The following is a 24,607-nucleotide window of genomic DNA, read 5'->3' on the forward strand; positions in this document are numbered from 1 at the left end:
CCGCGCCGGCTCCGGGTCGCGACCCGGAGCCGGCGCCCCGGCCCTACCCCTACTGGACGAACTCCGGGGGCGGCCCAGGGCACGGCCCTGATCCCCCGATTGCGGGACTGGGCAATCCTGGATTCATGGATTTCGACCTGGCCGTGCTGATCGCGGTGGCCCTGGTGTGGCTCACCGCCGGCATCGTCGCGGATGGACTGCCGCAACTGGACAGTCCCCGCGCGCTGCGTCGCCGTACCACCTGGTTGCTGGCCCTGACGATGACCGGGCTCGGGGCGATGGCCCTGCTCGGGCTGGCCGCGCTGATCGCGGCGGGTCCGACCGTGGCCGACCGGGCACCGCTGGTCCTGGTGCTGTCCGCCGTGCCCGCGACGGCCGTGGCGTTGCTGACCGTACGGCGGCTGCGCCGGCTGCGGGCCGGCGCCGGTGCCTTCGCCGCGGCCCCGGACGCCCCGGTCCCGCCCCTGCTCCGGGCCGACGCGGCGCATCCGATGATCGCGCTGCCGCTTCAGGTGGCCGGGCTGTCGACGCTGCCGGCGTTGGCCGCGTCCACCTCGGTGGTCCCGCTGACCGCACCGGCCCTGACCGGGTTCGCGCTCACCGCGGGCCTGGCCGTGGTGAGTTTCATCGGCGTACGGCACGCCCTGCGCCACAGCCGGCTGGCGGAAAGCTCGATCGCGGTACGACCGGCGGCCCCGCCGTCGTCAGCGCGGGCGACCCGCGTCCTGCACGTATAGCAGTTCCAGAATTGCCCGAGCGGCCTCGAACCACCGGTCCAGCCATTCCTGCCGGGGCATCGAGCCCTTCGACGGCAATTCGAGCAGCAGACCACGCAACAATGGGTGGTCGACCAGTGACTCGATTTGCGGTTCGGTCCAGTCGGACGGCGGATACACGGGCTCGGTGAGGCCGTCCAGATCGAGCGACGGGAGTTTCGGCGGCCGGTCGACCGCCGCGGTCGATCCCAGTTCGGCCGCCTCGCTGTCGTGCGAGCCGAGGTCCTGGCCGGGAGGGCCGTCGTCGCCGAGTACGCCGTCTCGTCGGGCGCCACGGTACTTACCGGCGAGCCGGTCCGGTGTCACCGAACCATTGCCCAGGTTTTCCGACCCGATCGTCATGGGTGTCGCCTGCCTCGCTCCGTCGCGAACCCGCGCGGCGGGTTGGCCCAGCGGATGCCGCGCCGCCTGGTACAACGACCCGGGCCGACGGTGGCGACGGCGTCACTCCGATCAGTGGCCAACCAGACCCGCGTTGACCTGCGGCGGGAACGCCAGCACTCCCGCCCGACCGGCTGCGCTGCCCTCGGGGCCGGACCGCCCGGACATGGAGAGCGCGGGCACCCGACCGGGTGACCGCGCTCAAAGTGGCCCGCATGGTACGTCCGACTAGCCCAGGTCGAACTCGCCGTCCTTGGCACCGCCGACGAAGGCGTCCCACTCGTCCGGCGTGAAGATCAGGGCTGGCCCGGCCGCGTTCTTCGAGTCACGAACGGCGATCGCGCCACTCACGAAGGCCACCTCGACGCAGTTGTCACAGTTCGGCCCGCTGCGCGAGCTCTTGTACCAGGCTGCGCGACTGAGGTCTACGCGAAACCCCTTTGTCTCCACTTCTTCCACAATGGCTCCTCTGCCAACTTCGCAATAAGAGCTACGGAATCCTCCGGACGGATTGCCGCTGCTCGAATGTGATCGAAAATAAAGGCGTACTTCTGCAATTCGTCGGGCTTCTCCAGGAAGAGCCCACCCGTGGCATTTTCGGCGTACACCACCGGCGGGTCGCCCGGCTCCGGAAAGTCGAGAATCGTGAAGGTGCCGTCCATGCCGGCATGCGCGCCGACGTCGAACGGCAGGATCTGGATCGTCACATTCGGCTGATCGGCCGCTTCCACCAGCCGCTTCAGCTGGTCGCGCATGACCTCGTCGCCACCGACCGGCCGACTCACCACCGTCTCATCGAGCACCACCCACACGTCGATCGGATCGTCTTGGTGCAGTAACGACTGACGACTCAACCGGACACGGACCCGCTGCTCGACTTCGTCCGCGGTGATGTCGGGCCGGGCCGACCGGATCATCGCCTTGGCGTAGTCCTCGGTCTGCAGAAGACCCGGCACGACCTGCTGCTCGTACGCCCGGATCGAGCCGGCAGCCGCCTCGAACCCGACGTATGCGCTGGTCAGTACGGTGCTGTAGGAGGCCCACCAACCCTTCTGCCGAGCCTCCCGGGCGATCTGGAGCAGGTCCTCGCTCTCGGCACCGACGATGCCGTAAATGCTGATCATGTCGCGTACGTCACGAACGGTTGCGGTGGTATGACCTGTCTCAATACGTGAGATCTTCGATTGCGAGCATTCCAGCCGCTCGGCGACCACCTCGATTGTCACTCCGGCCGCCTCTCGGAGCCGGCGCAACTCAGCTCCCAATCGGCGGCGGCGGATTGTCGGGCTCCGGCGCTCAGACACCGGGTCACCTCCGGTCGATCGCGCATCAGTTCTGCCCGCCGCGGTGCGCGACCGTCTGGGCGGCGGGCGATCAGGTTCGCGGCGGGATAAACGCACACGTCAGCCGGCCGCGGCGGCGGAGACGGGCCCCAGTCTGCCGGGTCCACACGCGACACTTCAAGCATCGCCGACACCCGACGCGCAAGAGCCATGCTGCAACTTGCATTGATCACGCTCTTCGTGCACCCTGTCCGTATGGCTCGGGTTACTCAGCGTTTCGATCCAGCGAGGTCGTGCACCGGCCCTCCCTGCATACCGGACGGGACCGCCCTCCGCGCTACCAGCCCGGGACAAACTCCGGGGTAATGACCCCGCCGCTGTACGTCATGCGGCTACGGCGGCTGGCGCGGTCCCGGAGTCGACGGGTGCTGGCCGGGCCGACGCCCAGGCTGGAACCGGTCCGGGCCCGGCTCGGCCAGCGCCCCATCCCACCGCTGCGGGCGGCGGGATACCGCGCGTCCGACATCCCGTCGGACCCGCGGCCAAGCTCACCAGCTCAATCGTCCAACCAAGGTCAGTTCGGACAGGAGTCGATGTGCTTCCTCCCCGCTCAGGTGACGTCCTCCAGGTGACCCGCGCGGCGAGCGTCCAGTTCGCCGAGCCGATCCTCTTCCGCGTGATCCGAGCACATGACTGGCCCACCTATGACGGCTGGATCTGGCTCGACGGATACGAACTCAACACGGCGCTGGACGCGGTCGCCCGCCGCTCGATCTTCGTACAGCTGGACGGGCTGCGTGCGGTCCGGCTGACTGCGCCCGCGGCCCGGCACGTCAACGCCGGGCCACGTACGGTCCCCGGCCGCAACGCGTCACCCATCCGGGTACGGGTGGGCTGACCGCCACCACCAGCACCCGTACGGCACGCCGGGATCCGGTCCGTTCCGCCGGTGCCGCAGGGCCCACCCCCATAGACTCGGGAAGACCGCACGGCTCACAAATCAGACGAGTCGGACGGCGATCCGCCCGTACGCGAGTCCCCGAACCGCAGGGGTGGCCATGGCCACGAAATCCGGCGCTCGGTTTCACCCGACGCTGCCCGTCGTGCTCGTTCCCGTACTCGCCATGCTGCTCGGCGGCATGGCTGCCGGCTGTGGCAACGCCGTTTCCCGCTCCGTCGGCCCGGCCGCCCTGCCCGCACCCCCGCCACCGTGGCACACCCCCGACACGGGGTCCGCGTGGCCGTCGTACCCCCTGCCGGACCAGGTCCGGCCGTCCGCGCCGGACGGGTGGCCGGCACCCCTGCCACCCACCTCCGTACCCGAGCGATCCATCGTGCCACCGGACATGGTCGCCCCGATCCCATCCCCGATCGAGCCAACCGCCCCCGCGGGCGGCTCGGGCGGCTCGGCTCCGTACGCCACCCGGGCGGGCCCCCATCCCACCGGCCCCGGCCAGGCCACCGATCGACTTCCGAACGGCTACCAGCGTTCACTGCTCTACTCGGGCCTGCTCGGGCTCGTCATCGCGGCGATCGGGCTCACCATGGTCGGCCGCCGCCGCCGGCTCTGGTGATCCCAAACGGTGCCGGTGCCGGTGATCTTTCAACGGCGCCGGTGAGCGGTCTCGACGGAGTCGAGTGGTCAGGCGGTCGGTGTCGGATCGGGCGTGACCGGCGGCCCGTCGGTCGGCGACGGAGTCGGGGTGGGCGTCGTCGGCGCCGGCGGCTCGGCAACCGTCAGGGTGACCTGCGTTCCGACCGCGATGAGCGAACTCGGCCGCGGGTCGCAGGCGATGACCGTCCCGGCCGGGCGGTTCGACTCGCGGAACTGCACCTGGAAGGGGAGTCCCGCCTGGTCGAGCAGTGCCTGGGCCTCCTCCTGACTCAGCCCGATGACCGGTGGCACCGCAACGGTGCTGGGGGCGGTCTCGGTGGGAGTCGGCGGGGGCGTCGTCGGCGCCGCCGAGGTCCGCACGGCGGTGGCGGTCGGGCTCGGTGACGGCTTGACCGGTGCGGGTCCGCTGTCACCCGGATTCGCCTGTGCGATCAGCCAGATGGCAACCGCCAGGACACCGAGCAGGATCAGCGCGATCAGGCCCACGAGAATCGGGAACCACCAGCGCCGGTTGGACCTCCCGTCGTCGCCGGGCCACTCGGCGGGCGCCGGTCCGCGTACGTCGGGCGGCGGCACACCCGCCCGCCCCGACCAGGCTCCGCCCGGCGGCTGGCCCCCGTCGCGGACCGCCGGGAACGTCGACGTACGGCTCAACCCGTCGGACGTACGTCGCGGCAGCTTGGCCGTCACGTCGCTCGCCGGACCGACCGGTGGACGCGGAATCGCCATGGTTTGATCACTATCCGAGCCGGACGACCGGCCCGGCAGCGGCATCGTCTCGTCGCCGCCCGATTCGGCGGGCGGCCGGGGCAACGCCATCGTCTCGTCGCTCGCCGAACCCGCCGCCGGGGGCAGCGCCACGGTTTCGTCACCACCCGAAGCGGCGGGCGGGGTCGACGCGGACGGTGTCGGCAACACCTGCGTCTCATCCGGTCCCGGGCCGGCAGACGGACCGGGCAACGCCACCGTCTCGTCACCGCCCTGAGCAGCCGAGGGTCGGGGCAACGCCACCGTCTCGTCAACGCCCTGAGCAGCCGAGGGTCGGGGCAACGCCACCGTCTCGTCGGCGCCCTGAGCAGCAGGCGGGCGCGGCAACGCCACCGTCTCGTCAACGCTCGGACCAGCGGATGGACGGGGCAACGCCGTCGTCTCGTCGCTCGCCGAGTCCGGTGACGGAGGCAACGCCACCGTCTCGTCGACGCCCGTGCCGGCAGACGGGCCGGGCAACGCCACGGTTTCGTCGGTGCCGGAGGTGGCGGGCGGCGTCGGCAGCACCTGCGTCGCGTCCCCGCCGGGGGCAGGGGGTGTGGGCAGCACCTGCGTCGCGTCCCCGCCGGGGGCAGGGGGTGTGGGCAGCACCTGCGTCGCGTCCCCGCCGGGGGCAGACGACGGGTCCGGCAGCGCCACCGTCTCGTCGGCGGACGAACCGGCGGGAGTGCCCAGCAGCAACGCCGTCTCGTCGCCCGTGGGCTGCCGATCCACGGCGTCCGTCGCGGGTGCCGACCCCGACTGCGCCGACTCAGCGTCCCCGTCGGTAACCGACTCGGACTCCCGGTCGTTTGTCGGGGGCCCGGCGGGTTCCTCCGACACGTCGACAGCCTCAGTCGGCTCCTCGACCTGCCCCTCCGAGGTATCGGCAGGCTCCTTCGCCCCGTCCGTGGGCTCGGCAGACTCCGTGGGCTGGGCCAAGTCCGTGGGCTCGGCAGACTCGTCAGGCTTGTCCGCCGGGTCAGCGGCTCCCGTCGCCGATCCCGCAGCCTCGTCCGCCCGGTCCGCCGGTTCGGCCGGGCCCTCGGTGGGCTCCGTCTGCTCGTCGGTGGGCTCCTTCGGCTGCCGGGTCGGCTCGACCGGAGGATCCTCGGGCACGTCCCGTGGCTGATGACCGTCCTTCGCCATGGCAACGTCCTCTCCCCGACAAACTGCGCCCGTCCAATTTATCCGGCTGCTCGGTCAGTCAGCCGTCGCACCACCGAAAGCGGACACCGTCCCCGGCCGGGGCCACCCGCAGCCCGGTCGAGCAACCAGGCGGCCGGGTGACCGGCTAGGTAGCCGCAGGTGTCGGCTGTCCCGGCAGGTTCGGCACGCTGCCGCAGTAGATCACGATCGACTCGTTCCACCGGCGCTTCTCGTTCGGCCCCGGCTCCTGCCGCAGCACCGGGCCGGTCTTGCCGGTGCGGTACTCGATCCCGAATCCCGCGTCGACCAGGACCGCCTTCGCCTGGTCACAACTGAGGCCGGTCACCTCCGGTACGTCCGTCATCGGCGCCGCTCCGGACACGTACACCTTCACGCTGGTGCCCTTGCGGACATTCGTGTTGGCTGGAGGATCGGTACGCACCACCGTCGGATCCTCGCCGGAGTCCCCGAACATCAGAGTCCAGCCGAGCCCCAACTCGCGCAGGTCCTGACGTACCCGTTCGAAGCTCTGCCCCGTCAGGTCGGGCAGCGCGAACTGACCGGCGGGCGCCTTGGACGTCGGCGCGGTCTTCGGCGGTGAGGTGGGCGGGCGGGTCTTCGTCTTTGTCGGGGACGGTTCGATGCTGCTGGTTGCCTCCGGACCGGCGCCGGTGGTCGGATCGCTGCCCTCGCTGTTGGCCAGTGCCCAACCGCCGATCGCCCCGATGGTGGCGAGCAGCACCGTCGCCACCGCCGCCCCGGCGACCATCGCCCCCCGGCGCGGCCGATCCGGCTGCTCGACCGGCGACGAGGTCTGCCAGCTCGCGTTCCCATCCGTCATGTCGACCACTGCCTCACCATCCGGGCCCCGAACCGCCCGCCGACAATCACCATCTGACTGATGAAGTGTGCTGGCTGACGGCATCCGGGATCCAATCGGGCGTCGATGCGCACCCTCCGTAAGGATGCCAGCACGGCCCAATGTCGCGACTCGCCCTGCCGGCGGGTGGACGCTACGCTGCCCGGCATGGCCGTACGGGGCTGGGGAGGATCGGTCGCCATAGCGATCGGCGTAGCTGCGGGCGCTGGTGCCGCGCAGTTGGGGCTCGGCTACGGGCTCGGCATCATCGCCTGGCTGCCGTCGGCGAGCGGAACGAGCGAGGCGTCCTGGGTGGCGAGCCTCGCCTGGGCCACCTGGATCGCCGCCACCTCGACGGTTGCCGGTGCCATCGCGGCGCAGCGGATCGGTGCGCCCGAGACCGCGCGCCCCGCCACGGCGGGGACCCCGGCACCATCCGGACAGACCCTCACCACCGGACTGTGGCGGATAGCGTTGGCACTGGCGAGTGCGGTCGGCGGGCTGGTCACCGTCGCGCTGGTTGCCGTACCGGCCAGGGCGGCGACCCGCGCCGACAGTGTCTCGCCGCAGAGCATCGCCGCCGGCTACGCGGTCATCGGCGTGATGCTCGGGCTGGTGATGGCGATCTGGGCGCTCTCCTCGCCGGCCGTCGCCGGGAACGTGATCGCCACGAGCGGTTGGCTGTGGCTGCTCGCCGTCGTGTCGGTGGTCGACGGTGTCCTGTCCGGACGCGGCCTGGGCAGCGCGCAACTCGGCGTCTGGCAGATCACCTCGGACAGCGAACGGTTCTGGTTCCGTGACTACTTCTACTGGCCCGGCGCGGCTCTCTCGCTCGGCTCGGCGCTGCTGATCGGGGCGCTCGCCGCCCGTACGACGGCGCGGTTGCCCGAGCGTCGGGTCGGCGCCGTCGTTTCCGGTGTGGCGGGACCGCTGCTGGTCGCCACCGCGTACTTCCTGGCCGCGCCGAGGTTGGTGGGGATCCGGGCCGAGCAGGTGTCGGCGCACCTGGCCGCGCCGTACGCGGTGATCGCCGGCCTGGCCGGTTCGGCCCTGGTGGCGACGCTGGCGCAGCGCGCCTCGACGGCCCGGCCGGTGACCGTGGACCCTGCCGGGTCCGGGTCGGCGGACTCCCCGGAACCGGGTGGGGTGCCGGTGCGGCTGCCCGCCGCGTCCGACAGCCGGGTCGGTGACGGTGACGGTCACACCCCCCGGTCGTACGACACCGAGCCGGCCACCGAGCGGTTCGGCTCGACCGAGCAACTCCGGGACCGCCCGGCCACACCGGTTGCCACGTTGTGGCCGGCGGACGGGTCCGCGCAGACCGCCCCGGAGCCCCGCCGGGACACCGAGCCTCGGGACGCCGCGACCGGGTCCGATCGCCCGGACGGCGAGGGCGGTACGACGCCGGACCCGTCAGCCGGACCGGACCAGCCGGACGAGGCGAAGCCGAAGGGCCGGTCGGCCCGGTTCGGTCGCCGCGCCCGCTGACTCAGAGGTACGACCGACGGCGTACCCGGCGCACGAGCGTCCGGTCAGTCGATCGGCCAGGTGTGTACGGGTTCGTTGGTGCGCTGGAGTTCGCCGTAGCGCTGCAACATCCGGTGTAACGCCGCCGATCGGTCCAGCCCGTGGTGATGCTCGGCCGCCCACACCGACTTTGTCTGCCAGACGGCACCGTTGCGACGCGTACGGCAACGCTGCTCGATGATGCCGAGCAGCCGGTCCCGCTCCGCCGGTGCCACACCGAACCGGTCCAGCCCCACTGCGGCACGGGGCAGCAGTACGTCGAGGACCAGGTCGGTGACCCTTACCTCGCCGAGTCGGGGCCAGTAGACGGTGGCGTCGATGCCGCGCCGGGCGGCGGCGTGGAAGTTCTCCTCGGCCGCGCTGAAGGTGAGCTGGCTCCAGATCGGCCGTTCCGCCTCGGCCAGTTCACGGGCCAGGCCGAAGTAGAACGCGGCGTTGGCCAGCATGTCGACGATGGTCGGTCCGGCCGGCAGGACCCGGTTCTCCACCCGCAGGTGGGGGCGGCCGTTCATGATGTCGTACACCGGGCGGTTCCACCGGTAGACGGTTCCGTTGTGCAGCCGCAGTTCGGCCAGATGTGGCACCCCGCCGCGGTGCAGGACCTCGACCGGGTCCTCTTCCTCGCAGATCGGCAGCAGCGGGGGAAAGTACCGGACGTTCTCCTCGAACAGGTCGAAGATCGAGGTGATCCACCGCTCGCCGAACCAGACCCGTGGTCGTACGCCCTGGGCTTTGAGCTCGTCCGGCCGGGTGTCGGTCGCCTGCTCGAAGACCGCGACCCGGGTCTCCGCCCAGAGTTGCCGTTCGTAGAGGTACGGCGAGTTCGCGCCGATCGCGACCTGGATGCCGGCGATGGCCTGGGAGGCGTTCCAGTAGCTGGCGAAGTTGTCCGGCGCCACCTGGAGGTGGAGTTGGATGCTGGTGCAGGCCGCCTCGGGCGCGATCGAGTCGGTCTGGGTGTGCAGCCGTTCGACCCCCCGGATGTCCATCTCGATGTCCTCGCCCCGGGCGGCGACGATCTGGTCGTTCAGGATGCGGTACCGCGTGTTGGTGGAGAGGTTGTCGGCGACCAGGTGCCGTTCGGTGAGGGTGGGCAGGATGCCGATCAGGATGACGGATGCGTCGGCCTTGACCGCCCGGTCGTCGGCGCGGTCCAGGCTGAGCCGCAGGTCCCGTTCGTAGTCGGTGAAACCGGCGCCCTCGATGAGGCGGGGTCGGGCGTTGAACTCCAGGTTGAACTGTCCCAGTTCGGTCTGGAACATCGGGTCGCCGAGGTTGGCGAGGATCTCCTCGTTGCGCATCGCCGGTTCGGCGTCGGCGTCGACCAGGTTCAGCTCGATCTCGAGGCCGGTGGTCGGCCGTTCGGCGTCGAAGCCGAAGTCGTCGAGCATCAGCGCGAAGACATCCAGGCAGCGGCGAACCTTCTGCCGGTAGCGGATGCGATCCGCACGGGAAAATATGCTTTGTCCGACCTCTGTGCCCATGTGTCCTCCCCGGCGCTAAGCGCTGTCGGCGCAGCCCGGAGGAGTCGATGCCCGGATTCTTACCGCGACCGAACTATTACGGTACGAGTAAGGACCGCATCCGACCAGATCAGCGACAGTGCCGGCCGGAGGGCGGCCAGCAGCGCGGGCCCAACGATCGCACAGAGTCAGTCGGCGCTCGCAATCGGTCTCATATTCGTCCGCCCCGGGACCGGATCTCCGGTCGCCGGGGCGGGCGTGGAGTGCGCGGCACAGCCCGCACACTGTCCTACATAGAGAGTCGATCAGGCCTGACGGATGGCTTCGCCCTCGATCTCGATCTTGACCTTCTTGCCGACCAGCACACCGCCGGTCTCCAGGCCCACGTTCCAGGTCAGGCCCCAGTCCTCACGGTCGATCTCGGTGGTCGCGGTGAACCCGAAGATCTCCTGCCCGAACGGGCTGGTGCCGACGCCGTGGAACTCGACCTTCAGGTCGACCGGGTGGGTGACACCACGGATGCTCAGCTCACCGGCGAGCACGAACTCGTCGCCGCTGTGCGACTTGACGCCGGTGCTCCGGTATTCCAGGTTGGGGTGCTTCTCCACCTCGAAGAAGTCGCCGCTGTTGAGGTGGGCGTCGCGGTCGGCCTGACCGGTGGTGATGCTGGCGGCCGAGATGGTCGCGGTCACCGACGACTGCAGCGGATCCTCGGCGACGGTGATGGTCGCGGTCGCCTCGGTGAACTCGCCCCGGACCTTGCTCACCATCATGTGCCGAGCCACGAAGCCGACGCGCTTGTGCGCCTGGTCGAGCAGGTAGGTGCCAGCGGCCGGGATGGTCAGGCCGTCCCAGCTACGGGTGGCGGGGTTCGTGCTGCTGGTCATGATCGTGACCCTTCCGAGGGGATGATTGAGTACGTCAACGACTGACTGAGCAACTATAGACTGAGCAATATTCCCGTTGTCAAGCATTGCTAGGATGTAGCGGTGGCATCGACCGACGAGCTCTCCGACGACCCCCGGATCACCGCCCTCGGGCTGCTGATGGAGGTGCACGCCGGGCTGACCTCCCGGTTCGCCACCCAGTTCGACGAGCACGGACTCTCGCCCGTCGAGTTCGAGGTGCTGATGCGCCTGGCCCGGTCACCCGAGCGGCGACTCCGGATGAGCGACCTCGCCGCCCAGACCTCCCTCTCCACCAGCGGTGTCACCCGCGTTGTCGACCGGATGGAACGCGACGGGCTGCTCTGCCGCCACGCCTGCCCGTCCGACCGCCGCAGTCTCTACGCGGTGGTGACCCCCGCCGGGATAACCCGCCTGGAGGAAACCCTTCCCGGCCACCTGGCGTTGATCGAGCGGTGGTTCACCTCGCAACTCGACCCGAAGTCCCTGCGCGGCCTGCTCGGCGCGCTGCGCGACGTACGGGACGCGGTGAATCCGGGCGCCACCGCCGGCAGCACCGGGGTGAGCGACCCGGCGTCGGGCGATTAGCCCCGAACCCCCGTCGTACACCGGTCAACCGATGCGCTCGGGGCTCCGATCGCAGGACGATGTCCGGTGATCTCCACCTGGGACCGGCAGAAAAACCGGCAGAAGTCATTCGTGCACTTCGGCATTAGCCGCGTTACCGGACGAACTACGCGCCTGGTCGTACTAGTGTCCATCGGACGGGGGCTCCGGGGGGAGTGGCGCGAGCGGGAGTAAGTGAGGGGCTGTCGGGGGGCAGTCTCGCTCGCGCCACGCCCGGAACCAGACCTTTCTCAGCCGTCCCTCGGGTCGACCGGGGCGGCCGGCGGCACGACCGGCACCGCGTCGAGGGCCGCCCGCTCCCGGGGCAGCAGGGTGATCGCACCCTCGCGGCAGACCTGGTCGATCCGGGCCAGCAGCACCGTCCGTACCTCCGGGTCGTCGGTGGTCGCGACCAGCCCGACCAACGCCTCCGCCGCACCCCGCAGGTCACCGCCGGTGGCGTACGCGCCGGCCGCGGCGGCGTACCACTCGACCGCCCACTCACGGTCGGCGCGCTGCACGGCGAGGATCGCCTCGATCAGGGCGCAGGTCCCGTCCTCACCACCGCCCCGGTCGTCCACGAGCGGCCGTCCCGCGTCGAGCGCGCCGACCGGAGACCGGAAGTCCACCGACGTCACCGGTGACACGCCGTCCATCCGCAACTCGGCCAGGACCGCGCTCGCCTCGGCCAGCCGGCCGTCCTGGGCCAGGGCCAACCCGACCGTGCCGAGCACCTGACGGCGGTGGGTCGGATCGCCGTACTCGCTCAGTGCGGCGACCACGCGCCGGCCCTGGTTGACGGCGTCGGCGTACCGGCCGTCGAGGCGGGCCACCTCGGCCAGGTTCGCCCGCGCCAGGGCCCGCAGCCGCTCGTCCCCGCACTGGGCGCCGAGCAGGTCCATCGCGGCCAGCCGCCGCCGTGCCGCGGTCAGGTCCGCGCCCCTGATCTCGTGCCAGGTCAGGTAGTGCTGCGCCACTCCCATGTCCCTGGCCCGACCGTTGCGGCCGGCGAGGGTCAGCATCGTCTCGCCCAGCCGCCTCGCCTCGCCGTACCCACCGGTGGCCGTCCACAGCCCACAGAGCACACCGAGCGCGGCCAGTTCGCCGCCCACGTCCCGGTTCTCGTGGAACCAGTCCAGTGCCGCCCGCGCCGCCGGAAGTTCCTGCGGACCGGCACCGTGTGCGGCGGCGAGCTGCGCCACCCCCACCCGGGCCCAGGCCCGTACGGTCGGATCGGCCTGTGCGGTACGCGGATCGTCCAGCAACCGGCGCAGCCACTGCCGCCCGGCGACGTCCCTGCCCCGGAACCGCCACCACCGGACCAGGCTCGCCGCCAGGCGCAACGCGGTGTGCGGGTCGTCGGTCGCGGCGTGCGCCAGTGCGGCCCAGAGGTCGCTGGAGACCTCGTCCAACCGGCTCACCGCAGTGCCCGGATTCGGCCCGGTCAGCTCGGGCGCGGTCCGGGCGGCCAGCCCGGCGAACACCCGCGCGTGCCGGCGCCGGATCACCACCTGCTCCCCGTCGACCGCGGCCGTCTCGGCGGCGAAGTCGCGCACCACGTCGACCAGCCGGAACCGGAACGGGCCCCGCCCCCGTGCGCTGAGCAGGCCGAGCGCCAGGAGGCGGTCGAGCAGCGGCACCGGGTCCGCGGGCAACTGTCGCCCGGCCCGGTCGGACTCACCGGTCAGCATCGCCTCGGCCAGCTCGACCGACCACCGGTTCCGGAAGACCGACAGCCGGCGCAGGGCCACCTGGTCGTCCGGATCGAGCAACCGGTACGAGGCGGCCACCGCGTCCCGCAGGGTCAACGCGACCGCCTCGTGCACCGCCGCCGGGCGGGCGAGATCCAGCACCCGGTCCCCGTACCGGTCCAGGATCCCGTTGAGGTCAAGGATGCCGCCGCGCGCCGCCGCCAGCTCGATCGCGAGCGGCAACCCGCCGAGCCGGCGTACCAGGTTGAGCAGGGCGTCGAGTTCGTCCGGCTGCGGGGGCTCCCGCCGTACCTGGCGCAGCCGGGCCAGGAAGAGTTCGACCGCCGGATAGGGGGCGACCACGGCCAGTTCGGCGGGGGCATCGGCGGGCGGCACCTCCAGCGGCGCCACCGGCCAGACCCGCTCACCGGCCAACCCGACCGGATGCCGCCCGGTGGCCAGCACCCGTAACGTCGGCGCCCCGGCGATCAGCCGGTGCAGCGCCCCGGCCACCGCCCCCGGTGCCCGCTCCACCGCGTCGACCAGCAACAGCGACGGTCCACCGGCGAGCCGGGCGGCCAGGTCCTGTGCCCGGCCGACGCCGAACACGGTGGCGACCGCCGACAGGACGTCGCTCTCGGTGGACAGGTCGGTGACCACGATCCCGGCCACCCCGCCCGGGTGCTGCGGTGTCACCCGATCGGCGACGGCCAGTGCCAGGGCGGTCTTGCCGACCCCGGCGAGCCCGACCAGGCTGACCACCGAGGGTGCCGCGCCGGTGCCGCCGGTCAGCAACCCGGCAAGCTCCGGTACCTCCACGTCCCGACCGATGAGTGCCCCCGGCGCGGGCAGGCCGAGACCGGTTGCCGCCGGTCGGCCGACCGGCACCGCCGCCGGTACGCCGTTGTTCACCGTCCCTGCACCGCTCCCCGCGATGCCGACCGGGTTCGCCGATCCGGGCTCCGTACCGGCGGGGTTCTGCCCCCGCGCCGAGACGATGAACTCCGCCCGTTCGGCGCCGGCGAGGCGGAGCGCGGAGGCGAGCAGTTCGACCGTGGTTCGTTGCGGGCGCTGCGCTCGTCCCCGCTCCAGATCCCGTACGGTCCGGACTCCGACCCCGGCCCGTACGGCGAGGTCGGCCTGGGTCATCCCGGCTGCCCGGCGCAGGGTGCGCAGCAGCTCGGGGAAGCAGGTGGCGTCCCGCTCCGACCCATGATCCGGAGTCATGGGCAGGAAGAGTACGCACACCGCCCCACCCGGGGCAGGCATGCGTCGCGGTGCCGACGGGGAATGCACCGGATACCCGACAGTTACCGCCGCAGATGTCGGGAACCGGTCAGCATCCGGTCAGGAATCGGTCAACATCACCGTGCCGGATCGGATGTGTCCCGGCTCAACGGCCGACTCCGGCCGGTACGGGAACGGTCACCGCCGCCGGTCCACGCCCACCCGACCACCGCTCGTGCAGCCGGCGCAGCGGCCCCGGGGCCCACCAGTTCCACTCGCCGAGCAGGCTCATCAGTGCCGGCAGCAGGAGTCCGCGTACGACCGTCACGTCCAGGATCACCGCGACCGCCATGCCGAAGCCGATCTCCTTGACCGCGGTCAGGTCACCGAGCAGGAAGCCGAGGAAAACGACGACGATGCAGATCGCGGCGGCGGTCACCACCGGCCCGGTACGGGTGATCCCGGCCAGCACCGCCCGGTCACCGGCACTCGCCCGACCCGCCGCCGTCACCTGCCCCGACCAGCGCAGCCACTCCTCGCGGATCCTGGACAGCAGGAAGACCTCGTAGTCCATGGAGAGCCCGTACACGAAAACGAAGAGCAGGACGGGCGTGGTCAGGTCGATCGCACCCCACGACTCGACGCCGAGCAGGGCCGACCCGACACCCCACTGGAAGACCACCACCAGGATGCCGAGCGTGGCGAGCAGGGTCAGCGCGTTCATCACCAGCGCCTTGACCCCGATCACCACCGAACCGGTCAGCACGAACAGCAGCACCCCGGTGACCAGCAACAACACCAGTACGGCCAGCGGCAGTCGCTGCGCCACCGACGACCGGTAGTCGACCAGTTCGGCGGCGGCGCCACCCACCAGCAACGGCACCGGGGCGTCCAGGGCCCGTACCGCGCGGACCAGTTCGCGGGACTCCGGGCCGGCGGTGGCGCCCTCCGGCGTCAGGTCGATCACCAGCGCGTTGCCGGGGACGTCCGGCCGGGGCTGCATCTGGATCACGTGCGGGAGCCGGTTGAGCTGGTTCATCAGGTCGCGTACGGCCGAGGTGGCCGGGTCGGCGCTGACCACCACGACCACCGGTTGGGCCCGGCCGGACTCGAAGTCGCGCAGCAGCACGTCGTGCACCTGGCGTGCCTCCATGTCCGACGGCAGCGCCCGCGCGTCGGAGTTGGCCAGGTTCGCGCCGAACAGGAAGGGCAGGGAGAGCAGGAGCAGTCCGGCCGAGACGGTGACGACCACCGGCCCCGGCCGGGACTGGGCGAACGTGGCCAACCGGACGAGCAGTCCCCCGCCGACCGGGGCGGAACGCGGGTGTGGGCGCTGCGGCATACCCGAAACGGGGGTGGACCGTGCGGGGCGGACCAGGCGGGCCAGGCCGACAACCGCGCCGACCGCGCGGGTGGCCCAGGTCCGCGCGCCCGCCGCCGGAATCCGCCGGTGGCCGACCGCGATGAGCGCCGGTACGGCGGTCAGCCCGGCCAGCGTCGCCAGCGCCACGACCAGGGTACCGCCCAGCGCCATCGCCGCCAGCAGCGGCTCGGCGAAGACGAACAGCCCGGTCATCGCGGCCGCCACGGCGAGCCCGGAGATCAGCACCGCCCGCCCGGCGCTGGCCAACGTACGGCCGAGCAACTCCGCCGGACCGGCGTCCGGGTCGGCGTCCCGCTCCTCCCGGAACCGGAACAGCAGCAGCAGCGCGTAGTCGACGCTCAGGCCGATGCCGAGCAGGGTGACCACGTTGACGGTGAACTCGCCGACCTCGGTCACCGAGGCCAGGCCGAGCAGGCCGAGCAGCGTCACCGCGACCGCGCCGAGCGCCGCCAGCAGCGGGATCGCCCCGGCCAGGAACCCTCCGACTATCACCACGAGGACCACCAGAAGCACCACCAGCGCGATCGACTCGCCCACCGCCGCGTCCCGGATCGCCTGGTCGGCGAACGCCCGCTCGGCCAGCTTCTCGCCGCCGACCAGGACCTGCGGCGCGTCGATCCGACGCAGCAGCTCGGTCACCCGGTCCTCGACCCGTTCCCGCTCGACGTCCGACTGCCCGTCGACCAGCTCGACCCGGACCAGGGTGCTGCGGTTGTCGGCGCCGATCTGCCCGCCCGGCGCGCTGTAGAGATCGTCCACACCGGCCACACCCGGCAGGGTGCGCAGCTCGGCGGAAATCTTGGTGACGCTCTCCACCAGCGGCGGGTCGTACGGGTCCCGGTCCCGGACCACGGCCACCACGATCGGCCCCTCGGGCAGGAGCTGGTCGATCCGAGCCTGCGCCACCTGCGACTCGGCGTCCGACCGCAGGTTGTCCGTACTCGACAACCGGTCGAAGACCTGTCCGCCGAGGGTCGCACCGGCGAGCACGAGGACGAGCCACGCTCCCAGCACCGGCCACCGCCAGCGCCACATCGAACGCCCGAGTGCAGCGAACATGACCGAGACCTCCCCGGCGACCCGTACGGCCGCTTTGCGCGTTTGTCCCGTCGATGCAAGCACCCGGTTCACGCGTGCGCCAGCCCGCAACCGGTCAGTCCGAACGTCCGATTCGCGCATTCGGACCGGTCACCCGGTCCGGAGTCCGAAACGGAGCGGCATTGATCGGCTTGCTTCGGACACCCACAATCCCGGTGATGACCATCGAAGCGGGAGCGCCGTCCCTTCCCGGCGGGCTGACCACCTGGCGGGCCATCAGGCTGGCCGTACGGCTCGGCGCGACGCTGCGGGAACTTCTGTGGCTGCTCGTCCTGGCGATCCTGCTCGCCGCCCTGGACACCTTCCTCATTCCCGGCCCGCCGCTGCTTCTCGGTCTCCTGGTCGGTGCCCTGACGCAGGACCTGGTGCAGAGGATCCGTTCCGGCGTACCGGTGACCGCAACCGACCAGCCGGCGCTGTGCGCACTCGTCGCCGAGACCGCAGCCCGGCTCGGCGTGGACCCACCGGGTCGAATCACCCTGATCGGTCAACCACTGGTCCGGGCCAGGGCCACCGGTCGCCGCCGGACGTTGGAGATCGGCCTGCCGCTGGTCGCCTGCCTCTCCACCGCGCAACTACGCGCCCTGGTCGGTCACCAGCTCACGCTGCTCTCGTACCCTCGGGCCTGGTTGGTCACCCGGCTGTGGAACCGGTGGCGGGACACGGTGGAGTCGCGGGCCGGTGAGGCGGGCCGGTACCAGCGGGCACTGGCTCCGTTCGCCGCCGAAGTGGGCCAACGCGCCGACCGGGCCGCGCGGACCGGCGCCGGAGATCTCGAAACGGCGGCGTACGGCATCGTGCTCGGCGACGTCGTCTGGTCCGCGTACGCCAGCTTCCTGATCGACTCGGCCACCCCGCCCCGCCGGTGGTTCTGGTTCTCCAACCCCGCCTTCGAGGATCTCGACGACGGCTGGCGGCAGGTGGTACGACACGGCATCGACCGGCCGACGTGGGACCCCGGCGCGGCAGCGGCGCTGGCCACGCTGCACCCTGGGCTGACCCGGGCGCTGACCGTACTCGGCGCGGAGCCGATGGCCCTGCACGCGCCGGCCGACCCGGTGACGGTGCTGCCCCTGGACCGGCGTGCGTACCGCCGCCTGGTCCGGCGCAGCCACCACGAACTGAACGCTCTCGCCTGGGTCCGGTGGACCACCTTCACAGGCGCCCCGGCCGACTGGTGGATCCGACGGTCCCGGCGGAGTGCCGAGGAGGCGGTCGAGGCCGTCGGCGGCTCTCTCGGCCCGGCCGGAGTCGAGAACGTGGACGAGATCCGGCTCACCGACCCGGAAGCGCCCCGGGCGGTACCCCACCTGATCGAGTACGCCCTACTCCGTCGGGGTTGGCAGCTCGAACATCCGGCGGTGCGCGGCGTACTGGTCAGCCCGAGCGGGCAGCAGCTCGACGCCACCCGCCTGATGTCGACCGTCCTGGCGCAAGCCCCGGACCACGCCACTCTCCGCAGCCTGCTCACCACGACCTGAGCTGCACATCTCCGCCAGCGCTGAAACAATCTTGCCTCGGCCGCAACCGAGCCATCCTCCCACCCGTCAACCGGGAAAGCGCATGAGCCACTTGGGGGGAGCGTGGCGGTAGGTGAGGGATCCACAAAGCTTCGACGAGTTCTACCGAGGCTCCGCACCGCGAACACTGCGGTACGCGGTCGCCATCGTCGGGGACAGGACCGAGGCGCAGGACGCGGTGCAGGAGGCGTACACCAGGGCCTGGCAACGGTGGGAAACCCTGGCCAGCCATCCGTACCCGGAGGCGTGGGTACGGCTGACCGTGACCCGACTCGCCACCGACCGGTGGCGCCGGCTGACCGGGCTGTGGGCCGCGATCGCCCGTACCGACCGGTCCACCGGAATCGCGGCACCGCCCAGTGAGAACACCGTGCTGCTGGTGACGGCGTTACGCCAGCTACCGGCCCGGCAACGGCAGGTGCTGGCGCTGCACTACCTGGTCGACCTGACGGTGGACGAGATCGCCGCGCGGAGGTCGGCATCGCTTCGGGCACCGTCAAATCCCTGCTGTCCCGGGGCCGGGATCGACTCGCGGCACAACTCGGCGACCTGGCTCCCGACCGGCCCTTGGAGGTACACGATGCCTGATCTCACCGACCGTTTCGCCGACCTCGCGGCCGAGGTCGACGGCATGCTCCTCGCCAACCCGCAAAACTTGCGGCAGCGGGCCGATCGTCGGTCGCGTACCCGTGTGGCGCTGGTCGGTGCGGCGGCGACGGTCGCGGTTGCCGGCGTGGCGGTGACCCCCGCCATCCTCTTCGACCCGCCCCCGCCGACCCCGCAGGTGGGCATTCCGGTGCCGACCCCGACACCGACGCCGACGCCGACGCCTTCGGCGTCCCCGACACCCGACGGCGGCACCCCGACCGCACTCCCGCCCACCACCCCGCCGCAGGGGACGTCCGGCCCGCCACGGTCACCGGGACGAGCGGCGTCCATCTCGATCCCACTCGCGGCCTTCTTCACGCCACCGCCGAACACCCGGAAGTCGGAAACCAGGGTCGCCACGGCAAACGGCGAGGCGCTGCCCAAACTCTGCCGGGACGACATGTTCACCGCGTTGGACGACGAGATGATCGGACGCAAAGCGGTTCGGTCGCTCTACAAACGACCGGAGGATCTACCGGACTACGTCCCTCACGGCACCCTCTACCAGACGATCACCGCCTACACCACGGGCGCGGCAAAGCAGTTCATGGACGAGTTCGCGACCGCAGCAGCCTCGTGCAAGTCGTTTCGGGCCGGCGACATCCCGACCACCATGCGTACGCTGCCACCGCCCTCGTACGGCGACCAGGCGATCCTGCTGGAGACCGACCGCCCGTCCCTCGACATCGACGGAAACCCAACCGACCACCGCGTTACCCAACGAATTGTCGTCGTACGGGTGGGTGACGTGGTCACGGTACTCAACGACAGCGGCTGGGAGGACACCAGTTCCATCCCCGCCCTCATCGACGACTTCACCCGCCTAGCAGTCACCGCCCTCGAACAGTGGCGCTAACCCCCTCCCCGGCGATCTTGCACTTGTGGTCGTGAACGAATCGGGGCCAGTGCCTCAATTCGGGCGCCACAACTGCAAGATCGTCGGGGCACGGGGGCGGGGGCACGTGGGTCTGGGGGTGGGTTAGAGGCCCAGGTCGCGGGCGATGATCATGCGCTGGACCTCGGACGTACCCTCGCCGATTTCGAGGATCTTCGAGTCGCGCCAGAACCGGGCCACCGGGAACTCGTTCATGAAGCCGTACCCGCCGTGGATCTGCGTCGCCTCGCGGGCGTTGTCCACCGCGCTCTCGCTGGCGTACAGCTTGGCGATGGCGGCCTGGCGCTTGAAGTCCTCGCCGGCCAGCATCCGCGCGGCGGCGTCGTAGTACGCCAACCGGGCCATGTGGGCGCGCAACTCCATGTCGGCGATCTTGAACTGGATCGCCTGGTTCTTCGCGATCGGCTGGCCGAACGCGTGCCGCTCCTTGGCGTACCGGATCGACTCGTCGACGCAGCCCTGGGCGAGCCCGACGGCGAGTGCGGCGATGGCGATCCGGCCCTCGTCGAGGATCTGGAGGAACTGGGCGAAGCCCCGGCCACGGGTGCCGAGCAGGTTCGCCGCCGGCACCCGGCAGTCGTCGAAGGTCAGCTCGTGGGTGTCGGAGGCACACCAGCCGACCTTCGAGTAACCAGGTGCGACGGTGAAGCCGGGCGTACCCGACGGGACGATGATGGTGGACAGCTCCTTCGAGCCGTCCTCCTTGATGCCGGTCACCGCGGTGACCGTGACCAGCGCGGTGATGTCGGTACCGGAGTTCGTGATGAACGCCTTCGAACCGTTGATCACCCACTCGTCGCCGTCCAGGACCGCGCGGGTGGTGGTGCCACCGGCGTCGGACCCGGTCCCCGGCTCGGTCAGCCCGAACCCGGCCAGCGCCTCACCGCTGAGCAGCCTCGGCAGCCACTGCTCCTTCTGCGCCTCGGTACCGAAGCGGAAGATCGGCATCGCGCCGAGCGAGATCGCCGCCTCCAGGGTGATCGCCACGCTGGAGTCGACCCGGGCCAGTTCCTCCAGGGTCAGGCAGAGCGCGAAGTAGTCACCGCCCATGCCGCCGCGCTCCTCCGGGAAGGGGAGCCCGAACAGGCCCATCTTGCCCATCTCCCGGATGACCTCGTACGGGAACGTGTGCTTTTCGTAGTGTTCGCCGATGACCGGGGCGACCACCTCGCGGGCGAACTCCCGTACGGTCTGCCGGAGCGCCTCCTGCTCCTCGGTGAGCCGGAAGTCCATGGGTTCCTCCTCGTAGGCGGTACAACGTGGAACACGGGTGCCGGTCGGCTCACTTGTGGCGGCCTACCGGCGAAAACGAAACCGGTCAGACCGGGGTGACGCCGTGTCGCCGCCGGGAGAACTGGCGGTCCTTGCCCTTGGCCGCGGCGTACCGCCGGACCAGTTCGGTCCGCAGCTCGTGCGGCTCCACGATCGCGTCGATGACAAGTTCGCTGGCCAGCCGCACGATGTCGATGTCGCGCTCGTACTCGGCCCGCTTCGCCGCGACGAACGCGGCCCGCTCGTCCGGGTCCTCGATCGCGGCGATCTTGTTGGCGTAGACCGCGTTCACCGCCGCCTCGGCCCCCATCACCGCGATCTTCGCCGTGGGCAGGGCGATCGTCGCGTCCGGCTCGAAGCCGGGACCGGCCATCGCGTAGAGACCCGCGCCGTACGCCTTGCGCACCACCACGCAGATCTTCGGTACGGTCGCCTCCGAGATCGCCGTGATCATCTTCGCGCCGTGCCGGATGATGCCCTGCTTCTCCACCGCCGTGCCAACCATGAATCCGGGCACGTCGGAGAGGAAGAGCAGCGGTACGTTGAACGCGTCGCAGAGCTGGACGAACCGGGTCGCCTTGTCGGCCGAGTCGACGAAGAGCACGCCGCCCTTGAACATCGAGTTGTTCGCGACGACACCCACGACCTCGCCGTTCAGCCGGCCGAACCCGATCGTCAGCTCCTTGGCCCAGAGCGCCTGGATCTCCAGGAACGAGTCGGCGTCGAGCAGGCCCTTGACGTACCGGCGCATGTCGAACGCCTGCCGCTCGCTCGCCGGCACCAGCGCGGCCAGATCGACCGACGCGGGCGGCTCGGCCGCCTCGGCGGCCGGCGGCTCCTGCGTCCAGTTCGCCGGCAGGTACGACAGGTAGTTCCGCACCACGTCCAGCGCGTCGGCCTCGGTCTTGCACAGGAAGTGCCCCACGCCCGACTCGGCGCAGTGCACCCGCGCGCCGCCCATCTCCTCCAGCGTGGTCTTCTCGCCGGTCACCATCTCGACCATGCGATCCGAACCGAGATACATGCTCGCGTTGCCCTCGACCATGGCAACCACGTCACAGAACGCCGGAATGTACGCGCCACCGGCCGCGCTCGGCCCGAACAGGGCGCAGACCTGCGGGATCGAGCCCGAGGCGCGTACCTGGTTCCAGAAGATCTTGCCGGCGCCCCGCCGCCCCGGGAACAGGTCCACCTGGTCGGTGATCCGCGCCCCGGCCGAGTCGACCAGGTAGACCATCGGCATGCCGGCCGCGTACGCCCGCTCGATGATCCGGATGATCTTCTCGACCGTACGGGCACCCCAGCTACCGGCCTTGACCGTGGAGTCGTTCGCCATCAGGCAGACCCGCCGGCCGTCGATGGTCGCCTGACCGGTGATCACCCCGTCGGCCGGCAACCCGTCGGCGAGCGCGTTGGCGTAGATCCCGTCCTCGACGAAGGAGCCCTCGTCCACCAGGAGCGCGACCCGCTCCCGGGCGAAGAGCTTGCCCTTGGCCGCGTTCGCCGCGTGGTACTTCTCCGCGCCACCGCCCCGGACCCGCTTACGGAGCTGTTCCAGCGCCTCACCGTCGAGCGTCACGCCGACTCCTCACCGCACCCCGACCAACCGACCCGGTGTCCCGGCCGCAGCCGGGACACCACAAGTCTACTTAACGGTCGTTAGGCTAGCGCATCGAGCCGAGCAACACAGGTCACCGTCCGCCGGATCAGACCAATCTGGTACGCGGACCAGCGCGCAACACTCCCGACGGCAACTGCCGCCCGACCAACTTCTCCGCCAACTCCGCCACCTCGATCAACCGGTCCAGGTCGATCCCGGTCTCGATCCCCATGTCGTGCAGCATGTGCACCACCTCCTCGGTGGCCACGTTCCCGCTCGCCCCCGGCGCGTACGGACACCCGCCGAGCCCGCCGATGCTGGCGTCAAACTCGGTGATGCCCAGCTCCAACGCCGTCAGGATGTTCGCCAGACCCGTACCCCGGGTGTTGTGGAAGTGCAGCAACACCGGCACGTCCGGCTGGGCGGACCGAACCGCCGTCACCAGCTCCCGCACCCGACGCGGCGTACCCATCCCCGTCGTGTCACCGAACGCAACCCGATCGGCACCATCGGCAACCACCCGGTCTACGATCCCCGCCACCCGCTCCGGCGCGACATCCCCCTCGTACGGACACCCGAAGCTCGTCGCCACGATCACCTCGACCGAGGCACCTGCCCCGTGCAGCAGCTCGATCAGCTCCGCGATGTCGTCCAACGACTCAGCCGTCGACCGGTTCACGTTCCGCCGGTTGTGCGTGTCGCTGGCCGACACCACCACCTCGATCTCGGTGAACCCGGCCGCCAACGCCCGCTGCGCCCCGCGCGAGTTCGGCACCAGCGCGGAGTAACGCACCTCCGGTGCCCGTACGGCCGCCCGCCAGACCTCGTCGGCGTCGGCCATCGCCGGAATCGCCCTCGGATGCACGAACGACACCGCCTCGATCCGCCCCACACCGGTGGCGGAGAGCGCGTCGAGCAGCCGCACCTTCGCATCCGTCGGAATCGGGTCCTCGTTCTGCAACCCGTCGCGCGGTCCCACCTCGCGGATCGACACCGAACCTGGCAGTTGACTCATCGGCCACCTCACTGTGACGCCACTGGACCCACCCATTGTCACTCGCCCACCCGGACGAGCCCAGATCGAGGGCAGCTCATGGGGGGAGTGGGGCCCACCGTGCCCACTCTGGGCCGTCACGCTTGATCCCCGCCGTGGGCACGGTGGGCCCCACCCAGACCACCAGCAGACTCAGCGCCTCCGGAAACGATCTCTTTCGCGGTTGTCAAACGGCCATCGAGTAGACGCCAGCGGACAGCCATCCCAGGATCGCCGCCCCGTACAGCAGTTGGAGCGCCTCCGTCTTGGTCCATACCAACCCTAGGAAGCGCGGCGTCCGTATGCGCGCGTGTGGGAGGACCTCCGGAGCGGAGTCCAGATCCTCCAGGCGCAGTCCGTAGAAGTCCCGCTCCAGGGTGGCCGCCCACAGTCGGAAGTGACGGCAGTTCGCCATGTTCTTGCGTTCCCACCGGTAGACGGCGAAGGTAACCAGCGCGGCACAGAGACTCAGCAGCACAATCGCGGTGTCGGGTATCTCCGCCCCGGGAGCGCGCATGAGCAACACGATGCCCACACCGGTCACCAGCGGGATCGCCGCCAGAAGCTTGAGACTGACATCGTCCGTCGCCCTGATGTTGGCGCAAATCTCCTGATAGACGTTGTTCAGGTCGCCTTGGCCTGCCCAGGACGGCCGACCGTCTACCACCTCGCGGGTTTGCTCCATGTGCCGCCCCCATCCCGGGACTGAGTGACCTCGACAACACCCTGATCGTCGCAAGGCCACGCACACCACCCGAGTGCTTCGACAGGGTGGGGCCCACCGTGCCCACGGCGGGGATCAAGCGTGACGGCCCAGAGTGGGCACGGTGGGGCCCCCCCCCCCCCCCCCAAACGGCCCCCCCCCCCCCCCCCCCACCCCCCCAAAAAAACCCCCAAGGAAAAAAACCCGCACAAAAAAAAAAGAAAA

Annotated in this window: 20 protein-coding genes; 7 read left to right on the forward strand and 13 right to left on the reverse strand. The window is 70.8% G+C overall.

Features of this window, described 5'->3' with window-relative positions; all coding sequences use genetic code 11:
- The first annotated feature begins 125 nt into the window (after positions 1-125).
- Entirely contained in the window at positions 126-737 is a 612-nt protein-coding gene (locus ACWEFB_RS37000) for a hypothetical protein (RefSeq protein WP_452292903.1), read from the forward strand.
- Here ACWEFB_RS37000 and ACWEFB_RS37005 read toward each other — a convergent pair.
- The 3 genes from ACWEFB_RS37005 to ACWEFB_RS37015 form a co-directional block, all read right to left on the reverse strand.
- Positions 705-1,118, reverse strand: a complete 414-nt coding sequence (locus ACWEFB_RS37005) for a hypothetical protein (RefSeq protein WP_326561940.1) — start codon at positions 1,116-1,118, stop codon at positions 705-707. The two genes, ACWEFB_RS37000 and ACWEFB_RS37005, sit on opposite strands and share 33 nt — an antisense overlap.
- Before the next feature lie 267 nt (positions 1,119-1,385).
- Positions 1,386-1,607 (reverse strand): DUF397 domain-containing protein, encoded by a 222-nt coding sequence (locus ACWEFB_RS37010; protein ID WP_326563094.1) that lies wholly within the window; start codon positions 1,605-1,607, stop codon positions 1,386-1,388.
- Positions 1,583-2,461, reverse strand: a complete 879-nt coding sequence (locus tag ACWEFB_RS37015) for a helix-turn-helix domain-containing protein (protein WP_326561939.1) — start codon at positions 2,459-2,461, stop codon at positions 1,583-1,585. The genes ACWEFB_RS37010 and ACWEFB_RS37015 overlap by 25 nt, the downstream gene beginning before the upstream one ends.
- Before the next feature lie 574 nt (positions 2,462-3,035).
- On the opposite strand from ACWEFB_RS37015, the gene ACWEFB_RS37020 reads away from it, so the two are divergent.
- Both ACWEFB_RS37020 and ACWEFB_RS37025 read left to right on the forward strand, forming a co-directional pair.
- Positions 3,036-3,338, forward strand: coding sequence for a hypothetical protein (locus ACWEFB_RS37020; RefSeq protein WP_326561938.1), 303 nt, complete (start codon positions 3,036-3,038; stop codon positions 3,336-3,338).
- Positions 3,339-3,543: 205 nt separating this feature from the next.
- Positions 3,544-4,014, forward strand: coding sequence for a hypothetical protein (locus tag ACWEFB_RS37025; protein ID WP_452292904.1), 471 nt, complete (start codon positions 3,544-3,546; stop codon positions 4,012-4,014).
- 68 nt (positions 4,015-4,082) lie between these two features.
- On the opposite strand, the gene ACWEFB_RS37030 is transcribed toward ACWEFB_RS37025, so the two are convergent.
- Both ACWEFB_RS37030 and ACWEFB_RS37035 read right to left on the reverse strand, forming a co-directional pair.
- Positions 4,083-5,951 carry a PASTA domain-containing protein gene (locus ACWEFB_RS37030; RefSeq protein WP_452292905.1) on the reverse strand — a complete coding sequence of 623 codons (1,869 nt, stop codon included), beginning with the start codon at positions 5,949-5,951 and terminating at the stop codon, positions 4,083-4,085.
- A 145-nt stretch (positions 5,952-6,096) separates the two neighbouring features.
- The gene (locus ACWEFB_RS37035; protein ID WP_452292906.1) at positions 6,097-6,792 is read right to left on the reverse strand and encodes a PASTA domain-containing protein; all 696 of its coding nucleotides are present in this window, start codon (positions 6,790-6,792) and stop codon (positions 6,097-6,099) included.
- A gap of 186 nt (positions 6,793-6,978) precedes the next feature.
- On the opposite strand from ACWEFB_RS37035, the gene ACWEFB_RS37040 reads away from it, so the two are divergent.
- Positions 6,979-8,298, forward strand: coding sequence for a hypothetical protein (locus ACWEFB_RS37040; protein WP_452292907.1), 1,320 nt, complete (start codon positions 6,979-6,981; stop codon positions 8,296-8,298).
- Positions 8,299-8,342: 44 nt separating this feature from the next.
- Here ACWEFB_RS37040 and ACWEFB_RS37045 read toward each other — a convergent pair whose 3' ends face one another.
- The gene (locus ACWEFB_RS37045) at positions 8,343-9,821 is read right to left on the reverse strand and encodes a glutamate--cysteine ligase (protein WP_326561933.1); all 1,479 of its coding nucleotides are present in this window, start codon (positions 9,819-9,821) and stop codon (positions 8,343-8,345) included.
- Between the two features lie 284 nt (positions 9,822-10,105).
- Entirely contained in the window at positions 10,106-10,687 is a 582-nt protein-coding gene (locus ACWEFB_RS37050) for a YceI family protein (RefSeq protein WP_452292908.1), read from the reverse strand.
- 159 nt (positions 10,688-10,846) lie between these two features.
- Here ACWEFB_RS37050 and ACWEFB_RS37055 point away from each other — a divergent pair, with 159 nt between their 5' ends.
- A complete protein-coding gene (locus ACWEFB_RS37055; protein ID WP_452292917.1) occupies positions 10,847-11,293 on the forward strand; it encodes a MarR family winged helix-turn-helix transcriptional regulator in 447 nt (148 codons plus the stop codon).
- Between the two features lie 269 nt (positions 11,294-11,562).
- On the opposite strand, the gene ACWEFB_RS37060 is transcribed toward ACWEFB_RS37055, so the two are convergent.
- Together ACWEFB_RS37060 and ACWEFB_RS37065 are read right to left on the reverse strand one after the other, a co-directional pair.
- Positions 11,563-14,229: an ATP-binding protein gene (locus ACWEFB_RS37060; RefSeq protein WP_452292909.1), complete on the reverse strand. Its 2,667-nt coding sequence runs from the start codon at positions 14,227-14,229 to the stop codon at positions 11,563-11,565.
- 166 nt (positions 14,230-14,395) lie between these two features.
- Complete coding sequence (locus ACWEFB_RS37065) at positions 14,396-16,672, reverse strand: MMPL family transporter (protein ID WP_452292910.1); 2,277 nt, start codon at positions 16,670-16,672, stop codon at positions 14,396-14,398.
- A 197-nt stretch (positions 16,673-16,869) separates the two neighbouring features.
- On the opposite strand from ACWEFB_RS37065, the gene ACWEFB_RS37070 reads away from it, so the two are divergent.
- Positions 16,870-18,192 (forward strand): hypothetical protein, encoded by a 1,323-nt coding sequence (locus tag ACWEFB_RS37070; RefSeq protein ID WP_452292911.1) that lies wholly within the window; start codon positions 16,870-16,872, stop codon positions 18,190-18,192.
- Positions 18,193-18,304: 112 nt separating this feature from the next.
- Positions 18,305-19,735, forward strand: a complete 1,431-nt coding sequence (locus tag ACWEFB_RS37075; protein WP_452292912.1) for a sigma-70 family RNA polymerase sigma factor — start codon at positions 18,305-18,307, stop codon at positions 19,733-19,735.
- Positions 19,736-19,858: 123 nt separating this feature from the next.
- Here ACWEFB_RS37075 and ACWEFB_RS37080 read toward each other — a convergent pair whose 3' ends face one another.
- The 4 genes from ACWEFB_RS37080 to ACWEFB_RS37095 all read right to left on the reverse strand — a co-directional run bounded on the left by ACWEFB_RS37080 (position 19,859) and on the right by ACWEFB_RS37095 (position 24,364).
- A complete protein-coding gene (locus ACWEFB_RS37080; RefSeq protein WP_452292913.1) occupies positions 19,859-21,007 on the reverse strand; it encodes an acyl-CoA dehydrogenase family protein in 1,149 nt (382 codons plus the stop codon).
- 85 nt (positions 21,008-21,092) lie between these two features.
- Positions 21,093-22,625, reverse strand: coding sequence for an acyl-CoA carboxylase subunit beta (locus ACWEFB_RS37085; protein ID WP_452292914.1), 1,533 nt, complete (start codon positions 22,623-22,625; stop codon positions 21,093-21,095).
- Between the two features lie 127 nt (positions 22,626-22,752).
- Positions 22,753-23,661, reverse strand: coding sequence for a hydroxymethylglutaryl-CoA lyase (locus ACWEFB_RS37090; protein ID WP_452292915.1), 909 nt, complete (start codon positions 23,659-23,661; stop codon positions 22,753-22,755).
- Between the two features lie 205 nt (positions 23,662-23,866).
- On the reverse strand, positions 23,867-24,364 hold the full coding sequence (locus ACWEFB_RS37095) for a hypothetical protein (protein WP_452292916.1): 498 nt from the start codon (positions 24,362-24,364) through the stop codon (positions 23,867-23,869).
- Positions 24,365-24,607: the final 243 nt, after the last annotated feature.

This window comes from Micromonospora sp. NPDC004704 (genome assembly GCF_053601675.1).

Excerpts from the sequence above, each read along its gene's own strand:
- ACWEFB_RS37090 (WP_452292915.1), bottom strand. The coding sequence starts at position 23,661 with ATGAGTCAACTGCCAGGTTCGGTGTCGATCCGCGAGGTGGGACCGCGC.
- ACWEFB_RS37050 (WP_452292908.1), bottom strand. The coding sequence starts at position 10,687 with ATGACCAGCAGCACGAACCCCGCCACCCGTAGCTGGGACGGCCTGACC.
- ACWEFB_RS37070 (WP_452292911.1), top strand. The coding sequence starts at position 16,870 with ATGACCATCGAAGCGGGAGCGCCGTCCCTTCCCGGCGGGCTGACCACC.
- ACWEFB_RS37060 (WP_452292909.1), bottom strand. The coding sequence starts at position 14,229 with ATGACTCCGGATCATGGGTCGGAGCGGGACGCCACCTGCTTCCCCGAG.
- ACWEFB_RS37030 (WP_452292905.1), bottom strand. The coding sequence starts at position 5,951 with ATGGCGAAGGACGGTCATCAGCCACGGGACGTGCCCGAGGATCCTCCG.
- ACWEFB_RS37035 (WP_452292906.1), bottom strand. The coding sequence starts at position 6,792 with ATGACGGATGGGAACGCGAGCTGGCAGACCTCGTCGCCGGTCGAGCAG.
- ACWEFB_RS37040 (WP_452292907.1), top strand. The coding sequence starts at position 6,979 with ATGGCCGTACGGGGCTGGGGAGGATCGGTCGCCATAGCGATCGGCGTA.
- ACWEFB_RS37005 (WP_326561940.1), bottom strand. The coding sequence starts at position 1,118 with ATGACGATCGGGTCGGAAAACCTGGGCAATGGTTCGGTGACACCGGAC.
- ACWEFB_RS37000 (WP_452292903.1), top strand. The coding sequence starts at position 126 with ATGGATTTCGACCTGGCCGTGCTGATCGCGGTGGCCCTGGTGTGGCTC.
- ACWEFB_RS37095 (WP_452292916.1), bottom strand. The coding sequence starts at position 24,364 with ATGGAGCAAACCCGCGAGGTGGTAGACGGTCGGCCGTCCTGGGCAGGC.
- ACWEFB_RS37065 (WP_452292910.1), bottom strand. The coding sequence starts at position 16,672 with ATGTTCGCTGCACTCGGGCGTTCGATGTGGCGCTGGCGGTGGCCGGTG.
- ACWEFB_RS37055 (WP_452292917.1), top strand. The coding sequence starts at position 10,847 with ATGGAGGTGCACGCCGGGCTGACCTCCCGGTTCGCCACCCAGTTCGAC.
- ACWEFB_RS37080 (WP_452292913.1), bottom strand. The coding sequence starts at position 21,007 with ATGGACTTCCGGCTCACCGAGGAGCAGGAGGCGCTCCGGCAGACCGTA.
- ACWEFB_RS37045 (WP_326561933.1), bottom strand. The coding sequence starts at position 9,821 with ATGGGCACAGAGGTCGGACAAAGCATATTTTCCCGTGCGGATCGCATC.